This is a genomic window from Neolewinella agarilytica (assembly GCF_900110645.1).
In the GTDB taxonomy this organism is placed as follows: domain Bacteria; phylum Bacteroidota; class Bacteroidia; order Chitinophagales; family Saprospiraceae; genus Neolewinella; species Neolewinella agarilytica.
In genome coordinates this window covers 29188-45924 of the sequence record NZ_FOFB01000027.1, presented here as the reverse complement: position 1 = coordinate 45924, position 16737 = coordinate 29188, and the positions used below count along the sequence as shown (strand labels likewise).

The window sequence follows — 16737 nt, the reverse complement described above, 5'->3', positions numbered from 1 at the left end:
CTTATTATACTAACTACACTAAGGCTTTTTTCAGGGCAAACGCATCAAACTTCGTTTGCTACGTTTTTGATTGGCGATTGGCGATTCTCGATATTTGATTCTTGATTTGCTACCGCAAGTGACAGCTCACTGCGTTCGATCGAAACAAGAATCAACTATTAGATTACAGTTTTAGATTTGATGCGTTTGCCCTGAGGCTTTTTTAATCGGTCTGGCCATTAAAGGGTAAGGCTATTGCTCCCGGAGCGCTGAAGGAGCACAAAAGTGCCTTTCTGTAAGGGCCAATCGGGCAACGGCCATAAAAAAGGCCGTCCCCCCCGCAATAGTCGGGGAGGACGGCAATTTCACACACTAAATTACACTCTTTATTCCAATGCTCTTCTGACGGAGGGGTACAGAAAAGGTCACAAGGTTGGTTACTTTTTATTCTTTTTTTCTTTCAAAACCCCGTAAACACTGGCTTTATGGGGGGCTCACCTCCATCCTTACACACCTTATAATGTAATGCCACTACCGGATGTTCGGTAAAAGAGCCAGGCAGGTAACCACCGGACAGCTCTCAGCGGCTGTCTGTTTAATTTAGCCAGATGCAACACTCACCGATCATCCGAAGTATTACCGCCCTTGCTCTTTTAACCTTCTTCTGCACCTGCGGCCCCGCGCCCAATGAAGAAAAAATGGCGCAGGCCGACAGGCAGCCCAATGTGCTGTTTATTGCCGTGGACGATCTGCGCCCCGAGCTCGCCTCCTTCGGCAGGCACGTGGTCCACTCCCCCAACGCCGACCGGCTGGCGGCCATGGGAAGCGCTTTCACGAACGCCTACTGCAACGTGCCGGTCTGCGGCGCCTCGCGCGCCAGCATCATGACGGGGCTGCGACCGTTACGCGACCGGTTCTGGGATTTCAGAGCCTCCATAAACCAGGATGCCCCCGATGCCATCAGCCTACACGGCCACTTCAAAGCTAATGGTTACTATGCCGCCGCCGTTGGCAAAGTACTGCACCACGCCAGTGACCGGGCCGAAGACTACAGCGAAGCCAACTGGAAACCGGGAGTAGGCAATGGAGCAGGACGCGACTACCAGATGCCGGATAACATGGCAGTTGTAAAAGCGAAAAATCAGGACGGCCTGGGCCCCGCCTTCGAACGCGGGCAGGTGGCCGACACCGCTTACTGGGACGGTAAAATAGCCAGCGAGGCCATCCGTAAAATAGAGGAACTGGCCCCCAAAGACCAGCCTTTCTTCCTGGCCGTCGGCTTCATGAAGCCCCACCTGCCCTTCAACGCGCCCGAGAAATACTGGGCCTTCTACGACGAAGCCGATATATCCTTGCCGGCCACTTATTACCGGGCCGAAGGAACGCCGGACGCCATCCACCATAATTTCGGGGAGCTGCGCACCTACACCGGCGTACCCAAAGACAGAATACTGCCCGAAGCGTACGCCAGGAACCTGATTCAGGGCTACTACGCAAGCGTCAGTTATATGGACGCGCAGCTGGGGCGTGTGCTCGACGCCCTGGAGGCCAGCGGAGAAGCTGATAATACCATCATCGTTTTCTGGGGCGATCATGGCTGGAACCTCGGCGACCACGCCATGTGGTGCAAGCACACCACTTTCAATACTTCCCTGCGCGTGCCACTCATCTTTTCCGCTCCGGGCTTCCGCTCCGGACGGCCGGCGGCCATGGTGGAATACGTTGACATCTTCCCCACCCTCTGCGATCTGGCCGGACTCGAAAAACCGGAACAGCTGCAGGGTAAAAGCCTGCTGCCGCTGATGGAGGAACCCGAACGGGACTGGACCGACCACGTGCTTACCCGCTGGAAAGAAGCCGACAATATTACCACCAGCCGCTACTCCTACACCGAATGGTATGATGACGAGGGCAATCGCTATGCCCGCACCCTGTTTGACCACCAGACGGATTCGCTGGAGATCAATAATCTGGCGGAGAAAGAAGCCTATCTGCCCCTGGTGGAAGAACTGGCCGCGCGGCTGCCGATTGGCGCGAAGCAGTAGCAGGGCGACGGTGCGCGGGTGCAGGGTTGGTTGATTAGATTAATGGTTCGCTACGATTTTGGATTGTAGACATGATTTATTCATTATCCTCCGTTAAGCTTCCTGTCTTACATGCCTGCCGGCGGCCTACTTTTGAAGGGCAAAAGTAGCCAAACCCCTGGCCTGTGTCACTGGCTTATCGGTAGAACGCAACAAACATGGCTCATCCCGGAGTTTGGGCAGCCTTTTCTGTGTTTTCTCGGATGGAACCTGGTTCGGTCGGTATAAAAAAGCGATCAGCGGACAGCATTCAGAGCCGTTTTGCCTGAATGCTGTCCGCTGATCGCTAAAAATCCTATTTTTTGCCAGAAAACACCGTCATCTATTCCGAAAATTAGGGATGACTCATGTTGCTCCGTTCTACCGGCCAGTGACAAGGGCCGTCCTCCGAAAAGCAACGGGCTTTGGGTTTCATCCTACGCTGCTTTCGTGCGAATACAATGCAAAACCTGGGTTTCTGAGAGTACAAATCTTGTGGGCAGTGCACCATTTTTAGCTTTTGACAGCACGTTGAAAACAAGTGCGTTGTCAACAGTTTGCCCCGTTGCTCCCAATAACTTAAAATGATAAGCAGAACTCAAAATGGAGCACGATGGCAGGAAGGGTGCGTTTCGCGGATGGCTTCGTCGGTGGCGGTGTCTGGAAAACAGGAAGGCACGAGCCACTTTTTTAGTAAAAACAAGGAGAAAGCATTTACGGTGTGTCTGGGACAAATCTACTCACGCCCGAATTGAACGTTATCTTTTAATAGTCTTTTACAACACTCTCTCAAGACAGTATAAAGTCGTATCCGATTATTGTTGAACACAGCCATGAGGGCCGTGCTCGTTGCCAGCGATCTTTCCTTAGTACTCCAGTGGGAGGCAATCGGCGGAAGTGATCGTTCCTTCCAGATGATCGGGTACGGCCCGGAAGGTCTCCTCCTTGTCGAGCTGAAACCGCTCAGCACAGATGATGGGCATCCAGCCGGCTTCCTCCCGCAGGATGTCCCCCTGCTCTTTCATCCAGGCAAACATCTCCTGACTCAGGGTTTCCCGGAGTTCCTGATGGGCGGGGTCTTTGGCCAGGTTCACCTCCTCAAAGGGGTCTTCCGTCACGTGATACAACTCCTCAAAGGGTACACCGGCGAACTTTTGCGCACCCATCCGGATAAATTCGTTGAGGTAAGGCTTGCCTTGCATATTCTGCTCCACGACCTCCATTGAGTTGAAGTTGCGGATGTACTTGTACTCCTTGCTACGTACCATCCGGGACGGGAACACGGCTGCCGCCATGATGTTCTGGCTCGTCCGGACACCGTAGACATACTCGTGAATCTCCTGCTCGCTGCCCTTCAGGACGGGCAGGAAGCTCACGCCGTCAAAATCCGGGTCAGGCTCTCCGCCCGCCAGATCGACCAGGGTCGGGAGGACGTCCACAAAATTGACCAGTACGTCGGATACCCGCCCCGCCTCGATCACTCCCGGCCAGCGGACCACCAGCGGCACATTCAGCCCCCGGTCGTAGAGGGAGAACTTGCCCGTCACCCCATGATCAGAAGCATAAACGAACAGGGTGTTTTCCGACTGGTAACGGTCCACCAGGTCGAGAACGGACTCCAGCTGGGCATTGTCCTCCTCAATACTGCGGTAGTAACCGGACCTTTGCTTGCGGTATACTTCGTCGGAGCGTTTGTGTTCGTTGTGCGGGTGCCAGAGCAGGGAGTCCGCCGGTCGGGCGGGCACATCAAACCACTTTCCGTGAGGATACATGGAGGTGATGAACATACAGAACGGCCGGTCTGCCCGGGCGAAATAGGCCTCGATGCTGTCCAGAGGGATATGCTTACGGGGCTTCCCCTCCACGGGCACGGTTTCCCAGCTAAGATCCCAGTCGTACACTTTAGCGGGCTGTACATGGCTCTTGCCGGCCAGCACTACCTCGTAGCCCAGGTCCGACATATAATCCGTCACACTCCGGATGTCTTTCGTGCGGCTGTGATTCATGAAGCAACCGTTCTTGAGGGGGTAACGGCCGGTAAACGTAGCCGAGCGGCTCGGGGCACAAATGGCCTGCGGCGTAAAGGCATTGACGAAGCGCATCCCCTCGCGCGCCAGCCGGTCTACTGCCGGCGTATGCACCCACTCGTTGCCGTACACGCCGTAGTCGTAAATGTCCTGATCATCGGCCAGGAAGAAAACGACATTCGGCCGGTCATCCGCTTCCGGCGCAGCAGCCGTTTGCGGGCCGGCGCAGCCGGTCAGGCATAAGAGACAGAAGAAACAGAAGGCGATGGTGGGGAAATTCTTCACAAATATTTTTTTACGGTTAAGGTGTCGCCAAAACTCTGCGGCGAATAAGGATGAGACAAGATAAGATGCCAGCCCAAAAGAAAATGAAAAACGGAGCAATAAACGCATCGTTAATTCCTGCCGCCAAAGTGACCGTTCCTCAAACAACCCGCCCCCCGGCAGCGTTCCCCCCGCATGAACGATCTACAGAATAAGACCGCCTACATCACCGGCGGCACGAAAGGAATTGGCTACGCCGTAGCCGAAGAACTGATGAAAGCCGGCGCTAATGCCGTCATTACCAGCAGAAGCCAGCAAGCGGCCGAAGAAGCTGCAGAAAAGCTCAACGCTGCCGGCCACGCCGGCAAAGCCCTCGGGGTGGAAGCAGACGTGCGCAACCTCGACAGCCAGCAAGCCGCCGTCTCCGCCGGCGTGGAGGCTTTCGGCTCGGTTGACTTCGTCATCGCCAACGCCGGCGTTGGCCACTTCGCCCCCATTCAGGAGCTCACCCCCGAACAGTGGCAGGAGACCATCGACATCAACCTGACCGGCGTTTTCTACTCCGTGAAGGCTTCCCTCGAGCAACTCACGAAGCACGAAGGCTACCTTATTACTATTGCCAGCCTGGCCGGCACCAACTTTTTCCCCAAAGGCTCCGCCTATAACGCCTCGAAGTTCGGCCTCGTCGGATTTACCCAGGCGGTGATGATGGATCTCCGCGAGCAGGGCGTCAAAGTCTCCACCATCATGCCCGGCAGCGTAGCGACTTTCTTTAACGGACACACCCCCAACCCCGCCGACGACTGGAAGATCCAGCCCGAAGACATCGGGCAGATGGTCGTCGATCTCCTCAAAATGCCGGCGCGGACGCTGCCGAGTAAGGTGGAGGTGCGGCCCAGCCGGCCGCCGAGCAAGTAAGCGCCTGCTCGTTACCTTAGACTTTGTCGCACTGCCCCAACCTCCGCCCCACGGAGAACGGACGATTAAAATCGCTAAGCGATTCAGGCGATAAAGAAGAACAATTAATAACAGTAAAGAAGCAAGACGTACTACCAGCTTCAGTCAGTGGATACCAGTATCCGCTGACTGAAGTTCGGTAGTATTTCTTTTTTAGGGAATAAGATGATTGTATTCCCGATAATCCATGCCTAAAGCAGTGGATTAATTACATTACCGAATATAGCCACGCGTCCGCGCTCATGTCACCCCTGCCTAATGCCGTTTAGACCGCAACAAGGCCGTGCAATGGGCCAGAGGATTTAAAGCATAGTCATTACCGAACGCCCAACGGCTCCGAAAAACCTTCGCTACCGGGCAGGGGCCAGTGACATCGCTATGCGATGTATACGATCAGGAAGATAACCCTGGCTTAGCTCATCAGCCTTCCCCCTATCCTACCCCAGCGGGCAGACCGGCTCAGCATAATAGATTAATTCCGCCGTCGGAGACATATCCGTTGGGTCCGCCAACCCCACCCGGATATATACTTCATAAGCCGACATGTAGGCAATCGGCCGCTCATCGTCCGGGTCATAGTGGTAGCCCACACAACGCTCGTCTTTTATCAAATCAACCGATCGAACGGCAATGTCGCGCGAGAACTTCCCGTCGTGGCAGTGAATAATTTCGTAGGCTACAAGGTATTGTATCATAACAGGGTCAAGAACGTGTTGGGTAGTAAATTTAAGGGTTTTTCTGTTTTTAGAGAAATAAGGGGCTACCACCAAAAATTTATCATAGTAAGCCTAAACCAGAGACAGCCTTCCCACTCGCCGCAAAAACCAGGCACGACTAGTCATTCGGTCTTTCTCTCCCCAGTAATCATGGTTGTGAACAGCGTTCCACCAAGGGCAGCCAGGATGAGCGGTGCCAAATATTTCCCTCCGGTAAAACTTTGGGCTTTCTCCGTGAAATTTCCAGAAAGCATTGTAAGACAGTTTACTTACGAAGGCCAGGTGAGTAGGCTGCAGAATGTCAACCAGCGCAACAATGTGCTCGTATGCCCTCAACCTGTCCTGAGGGGTCAAGTCCAGACTTAATCCAGTCTTAGCCGGCCGGAGAAAGTAATTGTAGTAAGCAACGTAGCGTAGATAGTTGTCTTCCTGTACATCTTCGTTTTTTATCAGATCCTTAATCGCGTTCTCTACGTTTCGGTAAATACTGAATGCTCTGCTTCCGTATCTCTGGTTAATTCCTGAGCCCGCAGTGCCTCGGGTATGTATCCAGCTCCGGTCTTCATCATCGAGCATGGCTGCAGCAGAACCATCATACCAAGACGCTACGGTTCTCTTTTCTTCACTGTCTTTTCGCAAATAATGGCTTTCGCCGATCACCAGTACCTGCTTGTTCATTTGCCGATAGTGCGAACCGATGAGGGGGAGCATTTCAGGGTAATGGTGGTAGTGTGGGAGGATTGATAATTGTTGATCGTAGGTGATATCTTGGAGCATATGAAGTTATTGAAATGATATAATTAAGCAGAAATGATTGGGGACTGGACATCGCTCTTGTCTATTAGTTGGGGTTCGGAGCTTGCCTACCTGACAACTAAGTCTGCTTAGGCTAAAAGCACGGAAGAGAAGAGTACTATACTCAGAAAAAGAAGGTAGGTGAGACGGGACTTTAGGGGACAATTCCTTAAAGGGAGAGTGGATAAAGATAACAAAAGGCTACATTCTATTTGCTGTCAGGTGTAGCCGCTTTCCAAAAGACTTCAATTTCCCAAAAAGCTTTATCGCCATTTACCAAACGCAGATAATCTAATGCTTTCTGATAGGCTTTCCCATCAAAGGTCGACCAGTGAAAGCCGAGCTTAGGAGGGTATTTATAGTCCGGGTTTTTGTCTTTGACTTCCTTCAGCAATATCCCATCGATAGGAGGGTGAGCAACTTTACTAAGAGCTGAGTGCGGGTATTGAGACACATATACTGTCTTAATATAAATGGCAATAACTTTAGCAATGCATCCATAAATATTCTTCCCTGGATGTGTTAGTTGACCAGCTAAAGCTTCCGTCAGTTCCTCTACCCTGTCTGCGTGCCAGATATCAAACTCTTCCTTTGAGGGAGACGATTGATGAAGGTCTTCCAGTTTTTCACGAAATCCCATTTTGTCTATGGCCGTAGTGATGGCTAATGTAGTACCCCCACCCCAACCACGCTGAGCTGCGCGTGCGGCCGTCCAGCAAGCGAAGCGGTGGAGGTGTTCTTCGTGGGTGTAGATTAAGTTATTTTCGGCCATTAAATAAGAAGGTTATTTCATACATAATCCTCGAATCGGAATGACTCTGAGGTGAAAAGCAATGATGAGTTAATTATTTGTTCAGCAAAGGGCTTTTCTTTTCCTTCAAAGTTAACACCCATAAGAGTATCAAGTGCCCATTTCCACCCAAAGGCATTAATCATATATTTCCTACATTTGACCAAAGCCTAACTTCGTTCTTCATCAACGCACCAACGGCCCATTACCCCCATGAACAAAAAACAACTCTCAGAACGGGACATCTGCACTCAATTTATTACTCCAGCGGTAGTGGCGGCCGGTTGGAACCTGAGGAAGCAGGTGCGGGAGGAAGTGTCGTTTACCGATGGCCGCATTATCGTTCAGGGCAAACTCTACGCAAGAGGAAAGCAAAAGCGAGCCGACTACATCCTTTACTACAAGCCCAACATTCCGTTGGTCATTATTGAGGCGAAGGCCAACCACCGACCGGTTGGGGACGGAATGCAACAAGCCATGAAATACGCCGAAGCGCTCCAGATTCCGTTCGTTTTCACGAGCAACGGCGATTCGTTTGTCTTTAAGGACATGACTGCAGGCACCGAGCGAGAAATTAAATTGGAAGAATTCCCCTCGCCCACCGAATTGTGGAGCAAGTACCTCGCTCACAAAGGTCTGGAAGACGAAAGCGTGCGCGAGGTGGTGGAACTGCCCTACTATACGGACACCTCCGGCATGTCGCCCCGCTACTACCAGCAAAACGCAGTTAACCGGACCATTGAGGCCATTTCGACCGGGCAGGAACGCATCCTATTGGTGATGGCCACGGGCACTGGTAAAACTTACACCGCCTTCAATATCATCTGGCGACTCTGGAAGGGCGGTTTGAAGAAGCGCATTCTATTCTTGGCCGATCGCAATGTGCTGCTTAACCAGACCAAGACCGGTGATTTCTCTCCTTTCGGCTCAGACATCATGCATATCATCAAGCACCGCAAGATCGATAAGTCTTATCAGATCTATTTCGCGCTGTACCAGGGCCTGACCAGCAACGATGAATCCAAGAACGCTTACAAAGAATTCAGTCGCGACTTCTTCGACCTCGTGGTAATCGATGAGTGCCACCGGGGAAGTGCCTCCGAAGCCTCCGCCTGGCGGGAAGTACTGGACTACTTCAGCAGTGCTACCCAGATTGGCCTTACGGCTACGCCAAAAGAGACCAAAGACGTCTCGAACATTCACTACTTTGGCCCACCGGTATACACTTATTCCCTCAAGCAGGGCATCGAAGATGGTTTCCTCGCCCCCTACAAAGTTGTACGGGTGACGACCACCATCGACGACGGCTGGCGACCTACCCAGGGGCTGATCGACAAGTACGGTCAGGCCGTCGCCGACCGCATTTATAACCTAAAAGACTACGACCGTAACCTGGCCATCGACGAGCGGACGCAGCTGGTGGCCAGTCGCATTACGGAATACCTGAAAGACACCAATCGCTACGACAAGACCATCGTATTCTGTGTGGACATCGACCACGCCAACCGGATGCGCATGGCCCTCATTAACGCCAACGCCGACCTGGCCGCCGAACACCCCAACTACATCGTTAAAATTACCGGAGACGATGAAGTGGGCAAGCAGGAACTCGATAACTTTATGGATGTGGAAGAGACCTTTCCGGTCATCGCGACCACTTCCAAAATGCTGACCACCGGCGTAGACACCAAGATGGTAAAACTGATCGTGCTGGACACCAACATCGGTTCGATGACGGAATTCAAGCAGATCATCGGCCGGGGCTCGCGCTTACGGGAGCCAGAGGGGAAAGTGTACTTCACTATCATGGATTTCCGCAAGGCGACCAATTTATTCGCCGACCCGGAGTTTGACGGTGACCCCGTGCAGATTTACGAGCCTGGGCCAAACGATTCAATTGTTCCGCCAGACGTTATGGAAGAGGGCGCGGACGCAGGTGCAGAGGAAGGTGAAGGAGCAGAGGTGAACCTGCCGCCGCCCGGCTACGGACCACCGCCCAACGTCGACATCCTTGAAGATCCGGAAGCTCCACGCAAGTTCTACGTCAACGGCGTACGGGTGACCATCGCCCACGAACGCGTCCAGTACCTGAGCGGTGACGGAAAGCTGATCACCGAATCCCTGAAAGACTACACCCGCCAACGGGTGAAAGACAACTTCCCCACCTCCACCGATTTCATCCGCCACTGGAACGATGCCGAGAAAAAGGCCGACCTGATCGCCGACCTGGCCGACCGGGGTGTACTGATCGAAGCCCTGCGCGAAGACGTTGGCCAGGACCTGGACCCCTTTGACCTGATCTGCCACGTTGCCTACGACCAGCCGCCGCTGACCCGAAAAGAACGAGCAGGAAATGTGAGAAAAAGCAACTACTTCGCTAAATACAGTGAACTCGCTCAGCAGGTGATCCATAAGCTGCTCGATAAGTACGAGGAAGCAGGCGTTGGCCCGCTGGAACAGGGCGCAGTGTTAAAAGTAAAACCACTTAACGAACTCGGCTCCCCCGTTCAGTTGGTGCGTGCCTTTGGGAAGAAAAAGGATTTCATCGCGGCGGTGAAAGAGCTGGAGGGGGAGATTTACCGGACGGGTTGATATTCTTGGTTGAGACGCTGTGCGTCGAATCTAAGATTCGACGCACAGCGTCTCAACCATTGCTCTTCAAACCTTATCATTGCACCCGCGTACGCGCACCTTAATTCTTTCACCCTTTACCCCCTTACTCATGGCAAGCATCACCGGCATCATCAAGAGCATTCGCGACATCATGCGCAAAGACACCGGCGTAGATGGCGACGCCCAGCGCATCTCCCAGATGGTGTGGATGATCTTTATGAAGATCTTCGCCGATAAGGAGGAGGAATGGGACGTGACGATCGATAATTACGAAAGCCCCCTGCCCGAACAACTCAAATGGGAAAGCTGGGCGGCTGACGACGAAGGACTCACCGGCGACCAGCTGATGGAATTCGTGGACAACGAGCTATTTCCCACCCTGAAGGAGCTCGACGTGAGCCTGAACCCACAGGCCGCCATCATCCGTTCGGTGTTTGAAGGCACCTACAACTACATGAAAAACGGGACGCTGTTCCGGCAGGTGATCAATGAGATCAATAAGATTGACTTCAACGACCAGGGCGAGCGCCACCTGTTCAATGACCTCTACGAAACGATCCTGAAGGAACTACAATCGGCCGGCTCCTCGGGGGAATACTACACCCCAAGGGGCGTAACCCAATTTATGGTCGACATCATCAACCCCAAGCTCGGCGAATCCATCCTGGACCCCGCCTGCGGAACCGGCGGCTTCCTGACCTGCGCCATCGATCACCTGCGCGAAAAAGTGAAGACGCCAAAGCAGCGTCAGACCTTACAAGCGGGGATACGCGGCATCGAAAAAAAGCCCCTACCCCACCTACTCTGCACCACCAACCTGATGCTACACGGCTTCGACGTACCGGCAATAAAACGCGACAACTACCTGAGTTACCCTTACACCGACTGGGGCAAGAAGGATAAGGTGGACATCATCTTGAGCAACCCACCCTTCGGCGGCGTGGAGGAAGACGGGACGGAAACGAACTTCCCCCAGAAGTTCCGAACCAAAGAAACAGCCGATCTTTTCATGGCCCTCATCATCCGCCTGCTGAAGGACAAAGGAGGCCGAGCGGCAGTAGTCCTGCCCGACGGTACCCTGTTCGGCGAAGGCGTCAAAACCCGCCTGAAAGAAGAGTTGCTGACGAAGTGCAACCTGCACACCATCGTCCGCCTGCCTAATGGCGTATTCGCGCCCTACACCAGTATCAAGACCAATCTGCTGTTCTTCGAGAAAGGCAAGCCGACGAAGGAAATCTGGTACTACGAGCACCCCTACCCGGAAGGCTATAAAAGCTACAATAAGTCGAAGCCGATCACGGTAGAGGAGTTCAACACCGAGAAAGCCTGGTGGACCGACCGCAAGGAAACCAAACAGGCTTGGCGCGTCGGCATCGACGAGATTCGGGAGCGCAATTACAACCTGGACATCAAGAACCCCTACGTGGAGGCCGACAACCTGGAATCGCCCGAAAAGCTGCTGAAGAAGCTGAAGAAATCCGAGAAGAAAATCGGTAAGATTCAGGAGGAGATCATGGCCGTGCTGGATAAGGCGCTTTCCTAGCTCGTCCGCTGCGCGCCTTTATCTCCTTACTCACTTTATCCCTTGCTAATGATACACCTCCTCAAATACTTCAAAACCCTCAGCCTCCGCCCCGAAAACGCCAAGGAAATCCGGGCACTGATCCTGGAGCTGGCCATCCGTGGGCGGCTGACGGAGGAGTGGCGGCGGGAGAACCCGGACGTGGAACCGGCTAGTGTTTTATTGGAGCGAATTCGGGAGGAGAAGGCTCGGTTGGTGAAGGAGAAGGTGATCAAAAAAGAGAGATCAATTCCGGAAATTGCCAACGATCTATCGAAAATTCCATCCACTTGGGATCACTGCCAATTGATAGAAATCTGTTCTTATATTCAACGAGGAAAATCGCCAAAATACGCTGAAGTTTCACCTGTGCCAGTAATATCTCAAAAGTGCGTTCAGTGGTATGGGTTTGAATTAGACAGAGCACGGTTTATCACAGAAGAATCACTTGAAAAATATGCCGATGAACGTTTTTTGCAGGTAGATGATTTGCTCTGGAATTCTACTGGTGACGGTACAGTTGGAAGAACAATCTTATTTCCAGAAACAGACTATGAAAAGGTTGTGGCGGATTCACACGTAACGGTAGTTCGCCCCTTCAAAGAATTAATCTCACCTAATTACCTATGGTTATTTACAGCAGCTCCTTCAACCCAGATCAACGTACTCGGTAAAGTATCTGGATCTACAAAGCAAACTGAACTTGGAACCGGCACGGTAAAAGCATTAGCATTTCCTCTCCCACCTCTCCCTGAACAAAAAGCCATAGTCGCCACCGTCAACCGCCTCCTGGCCGAAGTAGACGAACTTGAACAACAAACCACCCGTTTCCAAGCCCTGCGGCAAGACTACGTAACGGCCAGTCTGCGGGCGCTGACGGGGGAAGACTCATCCGGCGCTTGGGCGGCCCTGCGGCCGTACTTCCAGGCTTTCTTCGACCAGCAAAACGGGGTGGACCGGCTGCGGGAGGCGGTTCTGGAGCTGGCGGTGCAGGGGAAGCTGACGGCGCGGTGGCGAGAGGAGAACCCGGAGGTGGAGCCGGCTAGTGTTTTGTTGGAGCGGATAAAGGAGGAGAAGGAAAGGTTGGTAAGGGAGAAGGTGATAAGGAAGGATAAGAAGTTGCCGGAGGTGGATTTGGAGGAGGTGCCTTTTGCTGTTCCTGATAGTTGGGAGTGGTGTAGAATGGGAAATCTAGCCAAAAAACTCGGAGCAGGTAGTACACCTCTTGGCGGGAAAACAGCTTATTCTCAGACGGGAATTAAATTCTTTCGATCACAAAACATTTACAACTGGGGGCTAAAAATGGATGGAATAGTATTTATTACTCCTGAAATTCATCGTAAGATGAAGAACACTCATGTTCGGCCTAAAGACATTCTTCTGAATATCACAGGAGGATCAATTGGGAGGTCAACGCTCATCTCTGATGACTTTGACACTGCTAATGTTAGTCAACATGTAGCAATCGTAAGAATGATAGAATTGGAATGCCGTCAATACATTCACAAATTAGTCACCTCGAATTATTTCCAGTCCATCATAATGGATGTTCAAGTCGGAGTTTCAAGAGAGGGCTTAAGTATGGGCAAACTAAAACTGTTTAAGGTTCCCCTCCCTCCCCTCTCCGAGCAACGCGCCATCGTAAAGATCGTGGACGAGTTGATGGCCCTATGCGATCAGCTACAAGAGCGGATTGAGCATCGGGAGGATGTTGGGGCGGATTTTTTGCGGGCTTCGGTCCGGGAGTTGTTGGTGGCTACAGAAAATAAGGAAGCATGAGATTGAAACGCCTATACCTGAGTAAGTATAAGAACCTGAATGACTTTGCGCTCAACTTCACGGGGAGTAGCTTCATCGACGTTTTCGTGGGGAAGAACGGGACGGGGAAGTCTAATATGTTTGAAGCGTTGATTGAGATTTTTCGGCAGCTCTATGAGAAAGATTTTCAGGTTGGATTTGACTTTGAGCTGGAATATGAAATCGACGGAAGTGACCACTTCGTTGGTTGGGAATGGATAGCGGAGCGCTACTATAAGACTGAAGATGGAGAGAGAAAAGATGTCAAGAAGGTCGCCAAAGAAGATCTACCCGATAATGTGATCTTATATTACTCTGGGCATAATGAGAAAGTGGCTCGATTGATAGCGGAGTATGAGACTGAGTTTAAGCGAACGCTAAAGGTTGCAAATGAAGGAGATACCCGTGAGTTTATTGGAATCGGTAAAACTTATAAGTCCCTTTTGTTGTCAGTGCTGCTTCTACAGCCCAAAGGGTGTAAAGCTCGGAAATTCATCTGTGATAAACTTGGGATTGATTCTGTAGGAGAAGAACTTCATCTGGTCCTGAAGCGGCCACGCTACGCTCGACAAAAAGATTATGATGTTGATCCTTTTGTCCCGGAAAGTCGCTATTGGAAAGCGCTGGGGATTACCCAGACCTTTCTGGATCATTTAGACACCGTTGCCAAAAGTAAAAGTGAGCGGATTAGGGACGAGGGATACATACCGCAGGGGAAAGAAGAATATAAGGATCGCTATGAGCTCTTTTTAGATTTAAAAGATTTTCAGAAAAAGTTCAAAAAAGTAAGTTCTCAAGAGTTGTTCAGTAACCTGGACAATCTCAAGACCATTGAGATGCTGGACCATATCTCGTTGGCAATTAAGCTGAAAGATGGCACAGAGATAGACGTTGACCAGTTTAGTGATGGCCAGTTTCAGTCGATTTATATCTATACAGTTGTAGAGTTATTTCGAGGTAAGAATTGTCTTACTCTGCTGGATGAGCCCGACTCATTTTTACATCCGGAGTGGCAGTTTGATTTCTTAAAGCAGGTGTTTGAGATTGCAGATGATTCGGTAGTTAACAACCATGTGTTGGTGACGAGTCATAGTGCGATTACGCTTATCCCACATCAAGAGAAAAAGATCAACATCTTCAACCTTAAGAAGAAAAAGATCGTATGTCACCCAATCGAAAAGAAGAAAGCTATCGACACGCTTTCTAAAAATATGATCCAGTATCGAGAGGATGAAAAGATACTGAGTATCATAAAAGAAGTGCAGGTTGAACACAAGCCGGTGTTCTTCACCGAAGGCTCTACTGATCCGAAAATTTTGAAAACCGCATGGCGGAAGCTGTATGATACCCGACCTCCTTTTCACATTCTATATGCGTTCAGTTGCGATTATTTGCGCAGGTTACTACAGGACGAACGGGTGTTGAATGAGGCAAAGGGAATGCCCATCTTTGGGATGTTTGACTTTGACAAGGCTTATAACGAGTGGAAGCATATTCTTGGCGACAAAACTATGCTTGAGTCTGATCCTTATAAAGGATTAGCAACTCAGGTTGGCACAAAAAACAGCTATGCGCTGATGCTACCAGTGCCTGAAGTTCCTGAGATAGAGCGTCAAGTAATTAAGGATAAACCTACGAAGACGACATTTGCTCATAACTCAAGGATGGGGATAGAACACCTATTTTATGGAGCCCCTGGTATACCGGAATATTTTAAGTCCGTTGACCAACCTGGGGGTGGAACCTTACTTGAAGTATCAGCAAATAAAACCAAATTTGCGGAAAAGATTGTTCCAGCTATTGCCCCTGAGCATTTTGAAGTTTTTCGGCCGATGTTTGAGTTTATTAAGTCGAAGATCTGATTATCAGTAGGCACCTCATCTAAGATTTTTATTTTAACGACATGCCCAAAGCTATTAGTAATCAAATGATGGAGCGCTTTAGGCTACTAGCGGAAACAAAGTTGAATTTTTAATTCAACAATACAACTTACCTAAGTAACTGCTTCCTCTAAGCCCTACAACCCATAAACCAACCCCACCAACTCTCCTATCCTGGCGGGCTCCAGCCATCGGGTAACGATCACCAGGTCTTGCTGCTCGTCTACGACGATGAAGTTGCCGCCGAAGCCGGCGGCGTAGTAGAGGTGGTCGGGCAGGCCGGCCCAGGCGCGGGGCCCCTGGTTGAGCCACCACATATAGCCGTAGCTGGCGTTGGCGGCGGCGGGGGTCTGGATGGCCTGGGTCCAGGCCCGGGAGATGAGCTGGTCCTTGTTCCATTTTCCCTGGCGGGCGAAGAGGAGGCCCAGGCGGGCGTGGTCGGTGGTGTTGATGAAGATGCCGCCGCCGTGGTGGCCGCCGCCGGAGACGGACTGCATCTTGACGCCGTCCAGATCGACCCAGCTGTCGTCGTAGCCGAACCAGCGCCAGGTGCTGCTGGCGCCGATGGGGTCCATGATGCGCTCTTTGAGGACCATGGGCAGTGGTTTGCGCCAGACCTGCAGCAGGCTGTAGGCGAGGATGTTGACGCGCACGTCGTTGTACTTGAAGTGGGAGCCGGGCTCGTGCAGTTCGCGATAGCGCCATTTGTCGTAGCTGCCGTCGCGGTCGGGGCGGTCGGCCCAGTCGTCGAGGCCGAAGAGCTGGCCCGACCAGTCGGAGGTCTGTTGCAGCAGGTGTTCCCAGGTGATTTTGGCGTTGTGCCCGCCGGAGAAGGTGCCGTCCCAGACGTAGTCTTTGACCGGATCGTTGACGGACTGGATGAGGCCGTCGTCCAGCGCCAGCCCGGCTGTGGTGGAGAGGTAGGATTTGGTGACGCTGAAGGTCATGTCTACCCGGTCGATGTCGCCCCATTGGGCGACGATGTAGCCGTCTTTGAGGATGAGGCCAGCGGGGCCACCCCGCTCTTTGGTGGGTCCGCGCAGGCCGTGGTCGGGTTCTCGGCTGAAGCTTTTCAGGATGGCGAGGCGCAGGTCACGTGCGCCGCTGTATTCGTTGGCCAGGGCGAAGGCGACGGCGCTGTCGATGGCAGCGGGGTCGAGGCCGACTTCGGCGGGGGTACGGGTTTCCCAGTTGAGTTTCGGCGGATAGTACTGCGCCGACAAGGTGGAGGTGGCCAGCAGGAAGAGGAATAGTCCGAAAGCGTGTTTCATGTTGGTCAGGTTTGGGGTAATATC

At 52.0% G+C, this 16737-nt stretch carries 11 protein-coding genes; 6 read left to right on the top strand and 5 right to left on the bottom strand.

The features are described 5' to 3' along the window. Positions 1-587: 587 nt before the first annotated feature. On the top strand, positions 588-2024 hold the full coding sequence (locus tag BM123_RS19565; protein WP_217642192.1) for a sulfatase: 1437 nt from the start codon (positions 588-590) through the stop codon (positions 2022-2024). An 884-nt stretch (positions 2025-2908) separates the two neighbouring features. On the opposite strand, the gene BM123_RS19560 is transcribed toward BM123_RS19565, so the two are convergent. Then, entirely contained in the window at positions 2909-4354 is a 1446-nt protein-coding gene (locus BM123_RS19560; protein WP_175489472.1) for a sulfatase family protein, read from the bottom strand. Positions 4355-4528: 174 nt separating this feature from the next. Here BM123_RS19560 and BM123_RS19555 point away from each other — a divergent pair, with 174 nt between their 5' ends. Next, entirely contained in the window at positions 4529-5251 is a 723-nt protein-coding gene (locus tag BM123_RS19555) for an SDR family oxidoreductase (RefSeq protein ID WP_090172048.1), read from the top strand. 476 nt (positions 5252-5727) lie between these two features. Here the strand turns inward: BM123_RS19555 and BM123_RS19550 are convergent, their stop codons facing one another. The 3 genes from BM123_RS19550 to BM123_RS19540 form a co-directional block, all read right to left on the bottom strand. Continuing rightward, positions 5728-5985 carry a hypothetical protein gene (locus BM123_RS19550; protein ID WP_090172046.1) on the bottom strand — a complete coding sequence of 86 codons (258 nt, stop codon included), beginning with the start codon at positions 5983-5985 and terminating at the stop codon, positions 5728-5730. 93 nt (positions 5986-6078) lie between these two features. Further along, complete coding sequence (locus tag BM123_RS19545; protein WP_090172044.1) at positions 6079-6783, bottom strand: hypothetical protein; 705 nt, start codon at positions 6781-6783, stop codon at positions 6079-6081. A 226-nt stretch (positions 6784-7009) separates the two neighbouring features. Beyond that, positions 7010-7573: a hypothetical protein gene (locus tag BM123_RS19540; protein ID WP_090172042.1), complete on the bottom strand. Its 564-nt coding sequence runs from the start codon at positions 7571-7573 to the stop codon at positions 7010-7012. 231 nt (positions 7574-7804) lie between these two features. Between BM123_RS19540 and hsdR the strand changes: the two genes are divergently transcribed. From hsdR to BM123_RS19520, 4 genes are all read left to right on the top strand, one after another. Next, positions 7805-10183, top strand: coding sequence for an EcoAI/FtnUII family type I restriction enzme subunit R (gene hsdR / locus BM123_RS19535; protein ID WP_090172040.1), 2379 nt, complete (start codon positions 7805-7807; stop codon positions 10181-10183). A gap of 130 nt (positions 10184-10313) precedes the next feature. After that, on the top strand, positions 10314-11747 hold the full coding sequence (locus BM123_RS19530) for a class I SAM-dependent DNA methyltransferase (RefSeq protein WP_090172038.1): 1434 nt from the start codon (positions 10314-10316) through the stop codon (positions 11745-11747). Positions 11748-11795: 48 nt separating this feature from the next. Next, on the top strand, positions 11796-13544 hold the full coding sequence (locus BM123_RS19525) for a restriction endonuclease subunit S (RefSeq protein WP_090172036.1): 1749 nt from the start codon (positions 11796-11798) through the stop codon (positions 13542-13544). Continuing rightward, positions 13541-15424: an AAA family ATPase gene (locus BM123_RS19520; protein ID WP_090172035.1), complete on the top strand. Its 1884-nt coding sequence runs from the start codon at positions 13541-13543 to the stop codon at positions 15422-15424. Before BM123_RS19525 ends, BM123_RS19520 begins: the two co-directional genes overlap by 4 nt. Positions 15425-15579: 155 nt before the next feature. Here the strand turns inward: BM123_RS19520 and BM123_RS19515 are convergent, their stop codons facing one another. Further along, entirely contained in the window at positions 15580-16713 is a 1134-nt protein-coding gene (locus BM123_RS19515) for a serine hydrolase domain-containing protein (protein WP_090172032.1), read from the bottom strand. Between the last annotated feature and the right edge of the window lie 24 nt (positions 16714-16737).

Bases quoted from the DNA above. Each gene is read 5' to 3' on its own strand.
- BM123_RS19565 (WP_217642192.1), top strand. From the start codon at position 588: ATGCAACACTCACCGATCATCCGAAGTATTACCGCCCTTGCTCTTTTA.
- BM123_RS19555 (WP_090172048.1), top strand. From the start codon at position 4,529: ATGAACGATCTACAGAATAAGACCGCCTACATCACCGGCGGCACGAAA.
- BM123_RS19550 (WP_090172046.1), bottom strand. From the start codon at position 5,985: ATGATACAATACCTTGTAGCCTACGAAATTATTCACTGCCACGACGGG.
- BM123_RS19545 (WP_090172044.1), bottom strand. From the start codon at position 6,783: ATGCTCCAAGATATCACCTACGATCAACAATTATCAATCCTCCCACAC.
- BM123_RS19540 (WP_090172042.1), bottom strand. From the start codon at position 7,573: ATGGCCGAAAATAACTTAATCTACACCCACGAAGAACACCTCCACCGC.
- hsdR (WP_090172040.1), top strand. From the start codon at position 7,805: ATGAACAAAAAACAACTCTCAGAACGGGACATCTGCACTCAATTTATT.
- BM123_RS19530 (WP_090172038.1), top strand. From the start codon at position 10,314: ATGGCAAGCATCACCGGCATCATCAAGAGCATTCGCGACATCATGCGC.
- BM123_RS19525 (WP_090172036.1), top strand. From the start codon at position 11,796: ATGATACACCTCCTCAAATACTTCAAAACCCTCAGCCTCCGCCCCGAA.
- BM123_RS19520 (WP_090172035.1), top strand. From the start codon at position 13,541: ATGAGATTGAAACGCCTATACCTGAGTAAGTATAAGAACCTGAATGAC.
- BM123_RS19515 (WP_090172032.1), bottom strand. From the start codon at position 16,713: ATGAAACACGCTTTCGGACTATTCCTCTTCCTGCTGGCCACCTCCACC.